The sequence below is a fragment of the Plantactinospora sp. BB1 genome (assembly GCF_003030385.1).
In the GTDB taxonomy this organism is placed as follows: domain Bacteria; phylum Actinomycetota; class Actinomycetes; order Mycobacteriales; family Micromonosporaceae; genus Plantactinospora.
The window spans coordinates 3,495,775-3,508,428 of sequence record NZ_CP028159.1; the positions used below are offsets into that span (position 1 = coordinate 3,495,775).

Below are 12,654 nucleotides of genomic sequence, written 5' to 3' on the forward strand. Positions count from 1 at the left end.
AACCCGGCTCACTCCTCGCGCTCACTTGTCGTCGCCGCCTTCCCAGTTCGGGTTCTCCCAGATGACCGTGCCGCCCATGCCGATGCCGATGCACATCGCGGTGATGCCGTACCGGACCTCGGGGTGCTCGGCGAACTGCCGGGCGAGCTGGGTCATCAGCCGTACCCCGGAGGAGGCGAGCGGGTGCCCGATGGCGATCGCCCCGCCCCACGGGTTGACCCGGGGGTCGTCGTCGGCGATGCCGAAGTGGTCGAGGAAGGCGAGCACCTGCACCGCGAACGCCTCGTTCAGCTCGAAGAGGCCGATGTCGTCGATGGAGAGCCCGGCGATCCGGAGCGCCTTCTCGGTCGACGGGATCGGGCCGTAGCCCATCACCTCCGGCTCGACCCCGACGAAGCCGTACGACACCAGGCGCATCGACACCGGCAGCCCGAGTTCCCGGGCGACGTCCTCGGCGGCGAGCAGGCTCGCGGTGGCCCCGTCGTTGAGTCCGGCCGCGTTGCCGGCGGTGACCTTGCCGTGCGGGCGGAACGGCGTCTTCAGGGTGCCGAGCTTCTCCAGCGAGGTCTCCCGGGGCGCCTCGTCGGCGGTGGCGAGTCCCCAGCCGCTCTCCGGGTCGCGGGTCGCCACCGGCACCAGGTCGGGCTGGAGCTTGCCGTTGGCGTACGCCTTGGCGGTCTTGACCTGGGAGGCGAGCGCGTACGCGTCGGCGCGCTCCTTGCTGATGTGTGGGAGCCGGTCGTGCAGGTTCTCGGCGGTGGAGCCCATCACCAGCGCGGAGGGGTCGACCAGCTTCTCGGCCAGGATCCGCGGGTTGGGGTCCACGCCCTCGCCCATCGGGTGCCGGCCCATGTGCTCGACGCCACCGGCGATGGCCACGTCGTAGGCGCCCATCGCGATCCCGCCGGCCACGGTGGTGACCGCGGTCATCGCCCCGGCGCACATCCGGTCGATGGCGTAGCCGGGCACCGTCTTGGGCAGCCCGGCGAGCAGCGCGGCGGTACGGCCGATGGTGAGGCCCTGGTCGCCGATCTGGGTGGTGGCGGCGATGGCCACCTCGTCGACCCGCTCCGGCGGGAGTTGCGGGTTGCGCCGCAGCAGTTCGCGGATGCAGCGGATCACCAGGTCGTCGGCGCGGGTGTGGGCGTACATCCCACCCGCCTTGCCGAACGGGGTGCGGACGCCGTCGACGAAGACGACATCCCGAACTTCACGGGGCACTGGAGCCTCCTTGCCGCAGGGGCCCGGGTGGGCGGTACCTCGGATGCTACTAGCCAGTAACTACTGTCGTTTGCGCCCCCCGTGTGGCTCGGACCACATATTGTCCGGCTGGATGCTCCGTAATCCCGCTATTGATGGCTAAACGCCGAGCAATAGTGAAAAAACTTCCGAATCAACCAGGAGTACGGGTGAAGGTGCTGGTCGCCGGTGGTGCCGGCTTCATCGGCAGCACCATCGCCTCGGCCTGCCTCGACGAGGGCATCGAGCCGGTGATCCTGGACAGCCTCTGCACCGGACGGGTCGAGTTCACCCGGGGACGGACCTTCTACCGGGGCGACATCTCCGACGGCGGGCTGCTGGACCGGATCTTCGCCGAGCACCCGGAGATCGGCGCGGTGGTGCACGCGGCGGCGCTGATCGTGGTGCCGGAGTCGGTCAGCGAGCCACTGCGCTACTACCGGGAGAACGTCGCCAAGTCGCTCGACTTCCTCGACCACGTGATCCGCAACGGGATCACCCGCTTCGTCTTCAGCTCCTCGGCGGCGATCTACCGGACCGGCGCCGACCTCTCGGTCGACGAGAGTTCACCGCTCGCGCCCGCCAGCCCGTACGCCCGGACCAAGGCGATGATGGAGACGGTGCTCGCGGACACCGCCGAGGCCACCGGGCTGCGGGCGCTCTCGCTGCGCTACTTCAACCCGATCGGCGCCGACCCACGGCTGCGTACCGGCCTCCAGTTGCCCCGGCCGACGCACGCGCTGGGCAGACTGATCGACGCCTGGACCGACGGCGGGGAGTTCCTGATCACCGGTACCGAGTGGCCCACCCGGGACGGCTCGGGAATCCGCGACTACATCCACGTCTGGGACCTGGCCCGGGCGCACGTCTGCGCGCTGCGCCGGTTCGACGAGATCCTGCCGCCCGGCGGCGACCGGTCGGTGGAGGCGGTCAACCTCGGCACCGGGGACGGCACCACCGTCCGGGAACTCGTCGCCGCCTTCACCGAGGCGGTCGGGCCGGTACGCACCCGCGAGGCACCGCCCCGCCCCGGCGACGCGGCCGGCTCGTTCACCCGGAGCACCCGCTCCCGGCTGCTGCTCGACTGGAAGCCGGAGTATTCCGTCGCCGACGGCATCCGGCACGCGGTGCAGTGGTGCCGGATCCGGGACGAACTTCTCGGCATCCGCCGGCCCGCCCTGCACCTGCACTCCTCCGGCGGCCGCTGACCGCCGCCCCGGCTCACCGTCTCGGCCGCTGACCGCCGCCCCCGGCTGACTCTGCCGGCCGCCGGCCGGTTCACCGTCTCGGGCGCTGATCGCCGCCCGGCCCGCCGGAGGGCTGTGCCGCCGACGGGCCGGAGCGGGCGCGGTCAGGTCTTCGGCTCGGCCAGCGCCACCGCCAGCTCCTCGGCGATCAGGCCGACCTGCCAGCCCCGGGCGCCGTACCCGCGCAGCGTCTCGGCGACCGTGTCGGCGGTGATCTCCTCCGGCGGGATCCAGGCCAGCCGGCGTACCGAGTCCGGGGTGATCAGGTTCTCCGGCGGCAGGGTGTGCGCCGCGGCGATCCGGGTCACCACCTCACGGCAGCGGGCCAACCGGGCCGCCGCCACCGGGTCCCGTTCGGCCCAGCGGTGCGGCGGGGGCGGCCCGTCGACCGTCGGGCTCACCGGCAGCGCGTCGTCGGGCAGTTGCCGGGCGTCGGCGAGCGCGTCCAGCCAGGTCCGGACGAGCCGGCGTACAGAGCGGCCGCCGAAGCCGGGCAGCATCAGCAGGGTCCGCTCGTCCTTCGGGTCCATCTCGGCGGCGGCGATGATCGCGGCATCGGGCAGCACCCGGCCGGGCGCCGAGTCGCGGCGGGCGGCGATCTCGTCCCGGGCGTACCAGAGCGAGCGCACCCGGGCCTGCGCCCGCGCCCCCCGCACCCGGTGGATGCCGGAGGTCCGCCGCCACGGGTCCGGTCGCTGCCGGGCCGGCTGGGCGCCCCAGGCCACCAGCGCGGCGAACTCCTCGGCCGCCCACTGCGCCTTGCCCTGCCGCTCCAGCTCGGCCGCGAGCTTGTCCCGCAGCTCGGTGAGCATCTCCACGTCCAGCGCGGCGTAGGTGAGCCAGGACTCCGGCAGCGGCCGGCTGGACCAGTCCGCCGCCGAGTGGTGCTTCTCCAGGGTGAAGCCGAGCAGTTGCTCGGTCAGCGCGGCCAGGCCGACCCGTTCGAAGCCGGCGAGCCGGGCGGCCAGCTCGGTGTCGAAGAGGCGTCTCGGCCGCAGCCCGAGGTCGGCGAGGCAGGCGAGATCCTGGCTGGCCGCGTGCAGCACCCACTCGGCGTCCGCGATCGCCTCGTCGAGGGTGCGCAGGTCGCCGAGGGGCAGTGGGTCGATCAGCGCGGTGCCGGCCCCCGCCCGCCGGAGCTGGACGAGGTAGGCGCGTTGGCTGTAGCGGTAGCCGGAGGCGCGCTCGGCGTCGACGGCGACCGGGCCGGTGCCGGCCGCGAATCGGGACACCACGTCGGCCAGGCCGTCGGCTGTCTCGACCGGGGCCGGGGTGCCGTCGCGAGGGGTGAGAAGCGGTACGGGCCCGCCGGGCGTTGGGTCGGGCCCCACTGTCTCGGGATCCGGCGCGGACGCCGGAAGGCTGTGCGGCTCGTCCCCTGCTCGGCGTTGCGCGGCCCGACGGCGCAGGGGTGGTTCGTCGGTCACCTGACAACCCTAGTCTTCGCCGAGATTCGCCGTCGCGCAGCCGGTCCGGCGAGTCGGGTCTGGGACTGCTGGTACTGCCGAAGCGGTTGGGGCGTACGAGGTTCGGCGGAGGTTGCGACTGTTCAGGCGGCGCCGGCCGGCCGGGAGTGCGGCAGCGCGGTGACACCGGGCGGCGGCAGCCCGGCGGTGGAGGCCAGCAGCGTGCACCAGGCGAGCAGATGCGCCCGCAGGTCGTCGTCGACCGGGGTCCAGGAGGCGCGGATCTCGATGTCACCGGCAGCCGGCGGGCCGGCCAGCTCGCCGAACCGGGTCGACATGGTCTGGGTCACCGTGCCGCCGAGCGCCCGGTAGGCCGCGTCCCGCGCCTCCAGCGCGTCGGTGAGCCAGGTCCAGCCGACGCCGGGGAGCAGCGGATCGGCGGCGAGGTCGATCTCCAGGTCGGCGGTGACGTAGGTGACCAGGCGCAGCGTCCCCTCCCAGCCCTCGTGTCCGGCCGGGTCGTGCAGCAGGATGAGCCGGCCGGTGGCCACCTCCTCGCCGTCGCGCCGCACGGTGGCAGCCAGCGCGAAGGCGTACGGGGCGAGCCGCTGGGGGGCGCCCACCTCCTCCAGTACGATCTCCGCGCGCGGCGCCGCCGACCGCAGCCCGGCCACCGCACGGGCGAAGGTCTCGGGCTGGACGATCGGGGAGGCCATATCCGCAGCCTAAGCCGATCGTCGGCGCCGTGGTGGGGCGCCGCGCCGGTCAGTCCGGCCGGTCGGCCCGGCGCCCGGCATGACGGGGTACGTCTGGCAGGCCACAAAACCCGGCGGTGCCCGTCGGTGGGATCGGGGCCCGTGGCACGATTGCGCCGATGAGCACCACGACTGCGGGCAACGCGGCCCGAGACGACCAGCCGGCCCCCGGTGGCCCGGCCGATTCGCCGTTCGTCCGGGCCTGTCGACGGGAGCCGGTGCCGCACACCCCGGTCTGGTTCATGCGGCAGGCCGGGCGTTCGCTGCCGGAATACCGCGAGGTGCGGGCCGGGATCCCGATGCTGGAGTCGTGCCGCCGACCGGAACTGGTCACCGAGATCACCCTCCAGCCGGTACGCCGGCACGGCGTGGACGCGGCGATCCTGTTCAGTGACATCGTCGTACCGGTCGCCGCCGCCGGGGTGGACCTGGACATCGTGCCGGGCACCGGCCCGGTGGTGGCCGAGCCGGTACGCACCCTCGCCGACGTCGACCGGATCCGGGCCATCGACCCCTCCGACGTGTCCTTTGTGGACGAGGCGGTCCGACTGCTCGTCGCCGAACTCGGCGACACCCCGCTGATCGGCTTCGCCGGTGCCCCCTTCACCCTGGCCAGCTATCTCGTCGAGGGCGGGCCGTCGCGCAACCACGTACGCACCAAGGCGCTGATGCACGGCGCCCCGGAGGTCTGGCACGCGCTGCTGGGCCGGCTGGCCGAGATCACCCTCGCCTTCCTGAGGGTGCAGATCGGCGCCGGTGTCTCGGCGGTGCAGCTCTTCGACTCCTGGGCCGGGGCGCTCTCCGAGGCCGACTACCGCCGGTTCGTGCTGCCGCACTCGACGACGGTGCTGCGCGGGCTCGCCGACGCGGGCGTGCCGCGCATCCACTTCGGGGTCGGCACCGCCGAACTCCTCGGTGCGATGGGCGAGGCCGGCGCGGACGTGGTCGGGGTCGACTGGCGTACCCCGCTGGACGCGGCGACGGTGCGGATCGGCCCGGAGAAGGCGGTGCAGGGCAACCTGGACCCGGCCGTGCTCTTCGCGCCCTGGCCGGTGGTGGAGGCGGAGGTGCGCCGGGTGCTCGGCGAGGGCGCCGCCACCGCCGGGCACGTCTTCAACCTCGGGCACGGCGTGCTGCCGGAGACCGACCCCGACGTACTGACCCGGGTCGTCGCCCTGGTCCACGAGGCGTCCGCGAGCTGACCGGGAGGCGGGCACGGTGAACGACACGACACGGTCCGGCGGGCCGCGGATCGCCGTGGTCGGCGGCGGGATCACCGGGCTGGCCGCCGCGCTCCGGCTGCGGGACCGACTCCCCGCCGACACCGAGATCACCGTGTACGAGCAGTCCGGCGCGCTCGGCGGCAAGCTGCGTACCGGCTCGCTGGCCGGATCGGCGGTCGAGTTCGGCGCCGAGGCGTTCCTGACCCGCGACCCGGCCGGTGGGGACTCGGCGGCGGTCGCCCTGGCCCGCCGGGTGGGGCTGACCGACGCGCTGGTGCACCCGGCGATCGGGCGGGCCGCAGTGGCGATCGGCGGCGAGCTGCGGCCGATGCCCCCGGGCACCCTGGTCGGGGTACCCGGTGATCTGGCCGCGGTGGCCCCGGTGGCCCGGCCGGCGGCGGAGCGGGACACCGACGGCGGCCGTCCGCTGCTCGGCCCGGACTCCGACCCGACGGTCGGCGAGCTGGTCCGGCGGCGGCTCGGCGACGAGGTGGTGGACCGGCTCGTCGACCCGATGCTCGGCGGGGTGTACGCCGGCCGCGCCGACGAGCTGTCGCTGGCCGCCACGATGCCGGGGCTGGCCCGGGCGGCCCGCACCGAGCCGACCCTGACCGGGGCGGTCCGGGCGGCGCTGGCCGCGGCGCCCCGGCCGGCCGGCAGCCCGGTCTTCAGCACGGTCTCCGGCGGGGTGAGCCGGCTGGTGGCCGCCACCGCCGAGGCGGCCCGGGCCGGGATCAGGCTGAATGCGGCCGTCCGGGAACTGCTGCCCGTCTCCGGCGGCTGGCGGCTGGTGATCGGCCCGACCCGCGACCCGGAACTGGTCGAGGTCGACGCGGTCGTGCTGGCCCTGCCGGCCCGGCCCGCCGCCCGGCTGCTCGGCGGGGTCGACGTGGCGGTCGGCGCGCTGGTCGGCCGGCTCGACTACGCCAGCGTGGCGCTGGTCACCCTCGCCCTGCCCGGCCCGCCCGGCGAGGCGGCAGCAGCCGGCGACACGCCGCCGGCAGCCGGCGCGGCGGTGCTGCCGGCGGAGCTGTCCGGGTTCCTGGTGCCGGCGACCGAGGGCACCCTGGTCAAGGCGGCGACCTTCTTCAGCAGCAAGTGGGCGCACCTGCGCCGGCCGGACGGGACGCTGCTGCTGCGCGCCTCGGTCGGCCGGCACGGCGAGGAGCACCTGCTGCAACGCGCCGACGACGAACTCGTCTCGGCGGTGCACCGGGAGCTGTCCGGGCTGCTCGGCACCGAACTGCCCGAGCCGGTGGACAGTCACGTGCAACGGTGGGGCGGCGCGCTGCCCCAGTACGCCCCCGGCCATCTGGACCGGGTGGCCGCGGCCCGGGCGGCGCTGCGGACCGCGCACCCGACCCTGGCGCTGGCCGGCGCCGGCTACGACGGGGTGGGGATTCCGGTCTGCGTACGCTCCGGCGAGACCGCGGCCGAGGAGATCATCAAGGTGCTGGGAGTATCGAGGGCATGACTGCGGAACAGCAGGGTCTGGAGCAGACCAACGCGGCGCGGCTGCGCGAGCTGAACGAGAGCATTCGCTACACCATGTGGTCGGTGTTCCGGGCGAGCGGCCCGCTGCCCGAGGCCCGGGACGGCATCGCGGCCGAGGTCGAGTCGCTCTTCGAGGAGCTGGCCGGCAAGGACGTGGTGGTGCGGGGCAGCTACGACGTCTCCGGGCTGCGCGCCGACGCGGACCTGCTCGTCTGGTGGCACTCCTCGTCCAGCGACGCGCTCCAGGACGCGTACGGGCGGCTGCGGCGTACCGCGCTCGGCCGGCAGTTGGTGCCGGTCTGGTCGCAGATGGCGCTGCACCGGCCGGCGGAGTTCAACAAGAGCCACGTACCGGCGTTCCTGGCCGGTGAGCCGGCCCGGGGCTACATCTGCGTCTACCCGTTCGTCCGCTCCTACGAGTGGTACCTGCTGCCGGACGCCGAGCGCCGGGAGATGCTGGCCGAGCACGGCAAGATGGCCCGAGGCTATCCGGACGTCCGGGCCAACACGGTCGCCTCGTTCGCGCTCGGCGACTACGAGTGGCTGCTCGCCTTCGAGGCCGACGAACTGCACCGGATCGTCGACCTGATGCGTGACCTGCGCGCCTCCCAGGCCCGCCGGCACGTCCGCGAGGAGGTGCCGTTCTACACCGGTCGGCGCCGGAGCATCGGCGAACTGGTCAACGCGCTGCCGTAGCGGCCGTCGGCGGGCCGACCACAGTGGACGGCACGGCGCCGGGGGTCAGGCCGGCTCCCGGCGCATCGGCACGTGCGGGATGCCGTCCTCGATGTACTCCGGCCCGGTGCGGGTGAAGCCGTAGCGGGCGTAGAGGTCGACCAGGTGCGCCTGGGCGTCGAGTACGCAGGGCCGGGAGCCGACGATCGCCAGCGCCTCGGCGATCAGCCGCCCGGCGTACCCGCCGCCCCGGGCCTGCGGGGCCACCACCACCCGGCTGATCCGTTCCACCCCACCCGGATCGGCGAGCAGTCGCAGGTACGCGATCGGCGCGCCGCCCCGGGCCAGCCACAGGTGCCGGGTGCCCGGCTCGACGTCCCGCCCGTCGAGGTCGGGATAGGCGCACTCCTGCTCGACCACGAAGACGTCGGCCCGCAGCTTCAGCAGGTCGTGCAGGGTCCGGGCGTCGAGGTCGGCGAAGGAGGCGACCCGAAGCTCGACCCGGTCGGCGGAGTTCGCCTGGATCGGTGGCGTCTGCGATTGCGGCATGCCGCGATCGTAGGCGGGCGCCGGTACGGGCTGCCGCCGGGGCGATTCCGGGTGGGATTCAGGCCGGGCGGGCGCCGACGGCGTCCCGGATCTCCGCGCCGCGCTCGCCCTCGACGACCCGGGCGCAGTGCCCGCAGCAGAAGAACCGGCCGGAGACCTCGACGCCGTGTCCCATGATCCGGATGCCGCAGTGCTCGCAGACCGGAGCGAGCTTGTGTGCCGCGCACTCGAACGAGTCGAAGGTGTGCACGTCCCCGCTCATCGTGCGGACCTCGAACGCCAGCCAGTAGTCGTTGCCACAGACCTCGCAGGTCGTCGCCATGTCTGATTCCCCCGTTTCACCACATCTGCGGTGATACTACGTGGTCGACGGGTCGAGGCGCATCGAGATCGAGTTGATGCAGTACCGGGCGTTCGTCGGGGTGAAGCCCTCGCCGTCGAAGCGGTGCCCGAGATGCGAGTCGCAGTTGGCGCAGCGCACCTCGATCCGGACCATGCCGAGCGAGCGGTCCTCCAGGTAACGGATGGCGCCGGGCAGCGCCCGGTCGAAGCTCGGCCAGCCGCAGTGCGAGTCGAACTTGGTGTCGCTGGAGAAGAGTTCCGCCCCGCAGGCCCGGCAGTGGTAGGTGCCGGCGGTCTTGGTTTCCACGTACTCGCCGGTCCAGGGGCGCTCCGTGCCCGCCTGGCGGAGTACCCGGAACTCCTCCGGGCTGAGCCGGACCCGCCACTCCTCCTCGGTGCTCGGCAGCCTGTTTTCCCGGTCGTCCCGGACACTGTTGTCAGCCATACCCCTACGGTACGGCGGAGATCCTCCGGCGGCTAAGGCCGGCGGAACCGTCGGAAAACAGCGGGAAACAACTGGTTAATCACCGCCCGGCGGCCGAGTCGTTGACAGGACATGCGGGCGGCCACCAGGCCGGGCGGGCGGAGACGGCGACGCGAGCACCGGCCGGTGCTGGCCGAGTTCCGGCTGACCTGGCGGCAGGCGGTGATCCGGGGGCTGCGCTGGGGTGGCCTCGGCAGCGGTGCGGTGATCGTGATCGCCGGGGCGCTGCCCGGGCACCGCCAGCTCTCCGAACTGGCCTGGGTCGCCGTGCTGGCCCCGCTGCCGCTCGGGATGCTCTGCGGCGGCGTCGACCGGCTCCGGGCCCGGAGCCGGCTGGACGAGGCGGGCCTGCGGGGCCGGGCGTACGGGGCGTACGCGTTCGTGGCCTGGCAGCGGGTCGTCGACGTCCGGGCGGAGCGCCGCCGGGGCCGTACCGTCGTCGCGGTCTACCTGGACGGCGCCGCGCCGCTGCGGCTGCACGCCCCCTACGACGGTGGCCCGCTGGACCGGGATCCCCGGTTCGAGCAGAAGCTCGTGCTGATCTGCCAGGTCTGGGAGGCGCACCGGCACGGCAGCCGGGAGCCGGAGGCGCGACCGCTGTGCTGACCCCTGTGCTGAGCGGCCTCCTGCCCTGACCGGCCGTGCCGGCCGTCGGCGTCTCCGTGTCGGGTCACCTTCGTCGGACCGGTGGCATAGGGTCGGCGCATGGCTGGTGGCAGCGCGAAGGCGAAGCCCGTCGAGGTCGAGGTGGCCGGGCACACGGTACGGCTGAGCAGCCCGGACCGGGTCTACTTCCCCCGTCGCGGGTTCACCAAGAAGGACATGTTCGACTACTACCTCGCGGTCGGCGACGGGATCATGCGGGCGCTGGGCAACCGGCCGACGGCGTTGCAGCGCTTCCCCGAGGGCATCGAGGGGGAGATGTTCTATCAGAAGCGGGTGCCGGCCCGGGGCGTACCACCCTGGATCCAGACCGCGAAGATCCAGTTTCCGAGCGGCCGGAGCGCCGACGAACTCTGCCCGGCCGACCTGGCCCACGTGGCCTGGGCGGCCCAGATGGGCACCGTGGTCTTCCACCCGTGGCCGGTCCGAGGTGTCGACGTCGACCGCCCCGACGAGCTGCGCATCGACCTCGACCCGCAGCCGGGCACCGACTTCGCCGACGCGGTCGAGGCGGCCGGCGAGGTGCGTGGACTCCTGGACGAGCTGGGCGCGACCGGCTGGCCGAAGACCTCCGGCGGCCGGGGCGTGCACGTCTATCTGCGGATCGAGCCCCGCTGGACCTTCACCGAGGTACGCCGGGCGGTGATCGCGTTCGCCCGGGAGGTGGAGCGCCGCCGCCCCGACCTGGTCACCACCTCCTGGTGGAAGGAGCAGCGCGGCGAGAAGGTCTTCATCGACTACAACCAGATGGCCCGGGACCGGACGATCGCCTGCGCCTACTCGCTGCGGGCCAACGCCCGGGCCACCGTCTCCACCCCGGTCACCTGGGACGAGCTGCCGGACGTCGAACCGGACGACTTCGACCTGAAGACCGTGCCGGAGCGGGTGGCGAAGATCGGCGACCCGCACGCCGGCATCGACGACGCCCCGTGGGACATCAGCCCGCTGCTGGAGTGGGCCGACCGGGACGACCGGGACGGTTCCGGCGACCTGCCCTATCCGCCGGACCACCCGAAGATGCCGGGGGAGCCGAAGCGGGTCCAGCCGTCCCGGGACCGCGACCGCAAGGAGTGAGCGGGTCCGGGGCCGGGATGGCGGTTACGGGCGGACCTCGGAGGGCTTGCGGAACTGCTCCACCATCGCCGCGTAGTCGCTGCCGCCGTGCCCGTCGGCGACGGCCCGGTCGGCCAGCGCCTTGACCAGCCTCGGGACGTCGGCGTTGACGCCGAGGGACTCGCTCTCGTGCACCAGGTGCTCCATCGCGCCGAGGTGGGTGTCGATGGTCGAGTCCCGGGCCCGATAATCGCCGCCGTCGATCTGCCGCGCCAGGTCGGGCAGCCAGTCCCGTACCGTCCCGGCCAGCGGGCCGGCGATCCCGGCGAAGGTCGAGGCGTCCACCCCCGCCGTACCGACCAGGGCGGCACCCTGGAGGAAGCCGTTCAGCACGCTCCACATCACACCGAGCAGCGCCACGTCGTAGAGCGCGGAGAGGCCGTGGTCGGCACCGAGATAGGTCGTCCCGGCACCGAGCAGTCGCAGGGTCGACTCGTGCCGGTCGAAGGTCGACCGGGGTCCGCTGTAGAGGAAGCTGGCCTCCGCCGTACCGATGGCCGGCGGTACGGCCATGATCGCGCCGTCGAGGTAGCTGCCGCCCCACCGGGCCACCCGCTCGGCGGTCTCCCGGGCCGCCGCCGAGGTACCCGAGGTCAAGTTCACCAGGACCCGACCGTCGAGGGCGTCGCCGAGCGGATCGAGGAGTTCGTGTACGGCCTCGTAGTTCGAGACGCAGACGATCACGAGCGGGCTGGCCGCGACCGCGTCGGCAGGGGAGTCGGCGAGCCGGGCGCCAGCGGCGACGAGTTGCCCAGCCTTGGCCGTCGTCCGGTTCCACACGGTCGTCGGGTGTCCGTTGCGCAGGAACGTCGCGGCCAGGGCGTGGCCCATCAGCCCCAGTCCGACGACGGTCACCGGGGTGCTGTCGGTAGTCATGGCAGAATCGTCAACCTTCACACCGGTATGAAGGTCAAGGAGGCATGGGCCACATGCTGATCGGGGAACTGAGCCGGCAGACCGGGGTCAACACCCACCAGCTGCGCTACTACGAGGCACAGGGACTGCTCGAACCGGCGCGGCGGAGCGGCGGCTACCGGGAGTACGGCGCCGACGACGTGGTCACCGTGACCCAGATCAGGAGACTGCTCGAAGCCGGACTCTCCACAGAGGAGATCCGATTCCTGCTGCCCTGCGCCACCGGTTCGGCCCCCGACCTGGAGCCCTGCCCCGAACTCCTGGAGATGCTGCGCGCCCGCCTGCAAGGGCTGGACGAACGCATCGACACGCTCGCCCGGTCCCGGGACGCCCTGGTCGACTACATCGCGGTCACCGAGCGGCGGGTGTCGGCGGAAGAGGTCCCAGCCTGCCGCGTCCTAGTTGGACTGCCGACCCTAATCGAGCGAAGCGACGGTATTGCATTCGTCGCAACCACTGGGTAGGGGGCGCTCCGCCTTGCGGGGTCCGCCGCAGGGATGAGGCCGACAGGCGGGAGTTCACCCCAATGGTGGTCACCGGCCCGGAAAC

At 73.4% G+C, this 12,654-nt stretch carries 14 protein-coding genes; 7 read left to right on the forward strand and 7 right to left on the reverse strand.

What is annotated here, in order from left to right:
- Window positions 1-21 precede the first annotated feature (21 nt).
- Window positions 22-1,221: an acetyl-CoA C-acyltransferase gene (locus C6W10_RS15285; protein ID WP_107258658.1), complete on the reverse strand. Its 1,200-nt coding sequence runs from the start codon at window positions 1,219-1,221 to the stop codon at window positions 22-24.
- 188 nt (window positions 1,222-1,409) lie between these two features.
- Between C6W10_RS15285 and galE the strand changes: the two genes are divergently transcribed.
- Window positions 1,410-2,447: a UDP-glucose 4-epimerase GalE gene (gene galE / locus C6W10_RS15290; protein ID WP_107258659.1), complete on the forward strand. Its 1,038-nt coding sequence runs from the start codon at window positions 1,410-1,412 to the stop codon at window positions 2,445-2,447.
- A 143-nt stretch (window positions 2,448-2,590) separates the two neighbouring features.
- On the opposite strand, the gene C6W10_RS15295 is transcribed toward galE, so the two are convergent.
- Both C6W10_RS15295 and C6W10_RS15300 read right to left on the reverse strand, forming a co-directional pair.
- Window positions 2,591-3,913: a ribonuclease D gene (locus C6W10_RS15295; protein WP_107258660.1), complete on the reverse strand. Its 1,323-nt coding sequence runs from the start codon at window positions 3,911-3,913 to the stop codon at window positions 2,591-2,593.
- A gap of 122 nt (window positions 3,914-4,035) precedes the next feature.
- Complete coding sequence (locus tag C6W10_RS15300) at window positions 4,036-4,608, reverse strand: DUF3000 domain-containing protein (RefSeq protein ID WP_107258661.1); 573 nt, start codon at window positions 4,606-4,608, stop codon at window positions 4,036-4,038.
- Between the two features lie 158 nt (window positions 4,609-4,766).
- Between C6W10_RS15300 and hemE the strand changes: the two genes are divergently transcribed.
- Genes hemE through hemQ form a run of 3 tightly spaced genes read left to right on the forward strand, consistent with a single transcriptional unit; the run spans window position 4,767 to window position 8,060 of the window.
- On the forward strand, window positions 4,767-5,849 hold the full coding sequence (gene hemE / locus C6W10_RS15305) for a uroporphyrinogen decarboxylase (protein ID WP_107258662.1): 1,083 nt from the start codon (window positions 4,767-4,769) through the stop codon (window positions 5,847-5,849).
- A gap of 16 nt (window positions 5,850-5,865) precedes the next feature.
- A complete protein-coding gene (gene hemG, locus C6W10_RS15310) occupies window positions 5,866-7,344 on the forward strand; it encodes a protoporphyrinogen oxidase (protein WP_234361760.1) in 1,479 nt (492 codons plus the stop codon).
- On the forward strand, window positions 7,341-8,060 hold the full coding sequence (gene hemQ, locus C6W10_RS15315) for a hydrogen peroxide-dependent heme synthase (protein WP_107258663.1): 720 nt from the start codon (window positions 7,341-7,343) through the stop codon (window positions 8,058-8,060). Before hemG ends, hemQ begins: the two co-directional genes overlap by 4 nt.
- Before the next feature lie 45 nt (window positions 8,061-8,105).
- On the opposite strand, the gene C6W10_RS15320 is transcribed toward hemQ, so the two are convergent.
- From C6W10_RS15320 to msrB, 3 genes are read right to left on the reverse strand one after another with little or no spacing between them, the layout of a single operon-like run.
- Window positions 8,106-8,588 carry a GNAT family N-acetyltransferase gene (locus tag C6W10_RS15320; RefSeq protein ID WP_107258664.1) on the reverse strand — a complete coding sequence of 161 codons (483 nt, stop codon included), beginning with the start codon at window positions 8,586-8,588 and terminating at the stop codon, window positions 8,106-8,108.
- Window positions 8,589-8,646: 58 nt separating this feature from the next.
- On the reverse strand, window positions 8,647-8,910 hold the full coding sequence (locus C6W10_RS15325) for a Prokaryotic metallothionein (protein WP_107258665.1): 264 nt from the start codon (window positions 8,908-8,910) through the stop codon (window positions 8,647-8,649).
- Window positions 8,911-8,946: 36 nt separating this feature from the next.
- Window positions 8,947-9,375 carry a peptide-methionine (R)-S-oxide reductase MsrB gene (gene msrB / locus C6W10_RS15330; protein ID WP_107258666.1) on the reverse strand — a complete coding sequence of 143 codons (429 nt, stop codon included), beginning with the start codon at window positions 9,373-9,375 and terminating at the stop codon, window positions 8,947-8,949.
- A gap of 165 nt (window positions 9,376-9,540) precedes the next feature.
- Between msrB and C6W10_RS15335 the strand changes: the two genes are divergently transcribed.
- Both C6W10_RS15335 and ligD read left to right on the forward strand, forming a co-directional pair.
- The gene (locus C6W10_RS15335) at window positions 9,541-10,020 is read left to right on the forward strand and encodes a hypothetical protein (protein WP_107258667.1); all 480 of its coding nucleotides are present in this window, start codon (window positions 9,541-9,543) and stop codon (window positions 10,018-10,020) included.
- A gap of 99 nt (window positions 10,021-10,119) precedes the next feature.
- Window positions 10,120-11,151, forward strand: coding sequence for a non-homologous end-joining DNA ligase (ligD, locus tag C6W10_RS15340; RefSeq protein ID WP_107258668.1), 1,032 nt, complete (start codon window positions 10,120-10,122; stop codon window positions 11,149-11,151).
- Between the two features lie 24 nt (window positions 11,152-11,175).
- Here ligD and C6W10_RS15345 read toward each other — a convergent pair whose 3' ends face one another.
- The gene (locus tag C6W10_RS15345; RefSeq protein ID WP_107258669.1) at window positions 11,176-12,066 is read right to left on the reverse strand and encodes an NAD(P)-dependent oxidoreductase; all 891 of its coding nucleotides are present in this window, start codon (window positions 12,064-12,066) and stop codon (window positions 11,176-11,178) included.
- Window positions 12,067-12,110: 44 nt separating this feature from the next.
- Between C6W10_RS15345 and C6W10_RS15350 the strand changes: the two genes are divergently transcribed.
- Entirely contained in the window at window positions 12,111-12,569 is a 459-nt protein-coding gene (locus C6W10_RS15350; RefSeq protein ID WP_234361761.1) for a MerR family transcriptional regulator, read from the forward strand.
- Window positions 12,570-12,654: the final 85 nt, after the last annotated feature.

Coding starts and splice junctions, on each gene's coding strand:
- C6W10_RS15300 (WP_107258661.1), bottom strand. CDS start 4,608: ATGGCCTCCCCGATCGTCCAGCCCGAGACCTTCGCCCGTGCGGTGGCC.
- hemE (WP_107258662.1), top strand. CDS start 4,767: ATGAGCACCACGACTGCGGGCAACGCGGCCCGAGACGACCAGCCGGCC.
- hemQ (WP_107258663.1), top strand. CDS start 7,341: ATGACTGCGGAACAGCAGGGTCTGGAGCAGACCAACGCGGCGCGGCTG.
- C6W10_RS15320 (WP_107258664.1), bottom strand. CDS start 8,588: ATGCCGCAATCGCAGACGCCACCGATCCAGGCGAACTCCGCCGACCGG.
- C6W10_RS15325 (WP_107258665.1), bottom strand. CDS start 8,910: ATGGCGACGACCTGCGAGGTCTGTGGCAACGACTACTGGCTGGCGTTC.
- msrB (WP_107258666.1), bottom strand. CDS start 9,375: ATGGCTGACAACAGTGTCCGGGACGACCGGGAAAACAGGCTGCCGAGC.
- ligD (WP_107258668.1), top strand. CDS start 10,120: ATGGCTGGTGGCAGCGCGAAGGCGAAGCCCGTCGAGGTCGAGGTGGCC.
- C6W10_RS15345 (WP_107258669.1), bottom strand. CDS start 12,066: ATGACTACCGACAGCACCCCGGTGACCGTCGTCGGACTGGGGCTGATG.
- C6W10_RS15350 (WP_234361761.1), top strand. CDS start 12,111: ATGGGCCACATGCTGATCGGGGAACTGAGCCGGCAGACCGGGGTCAAC.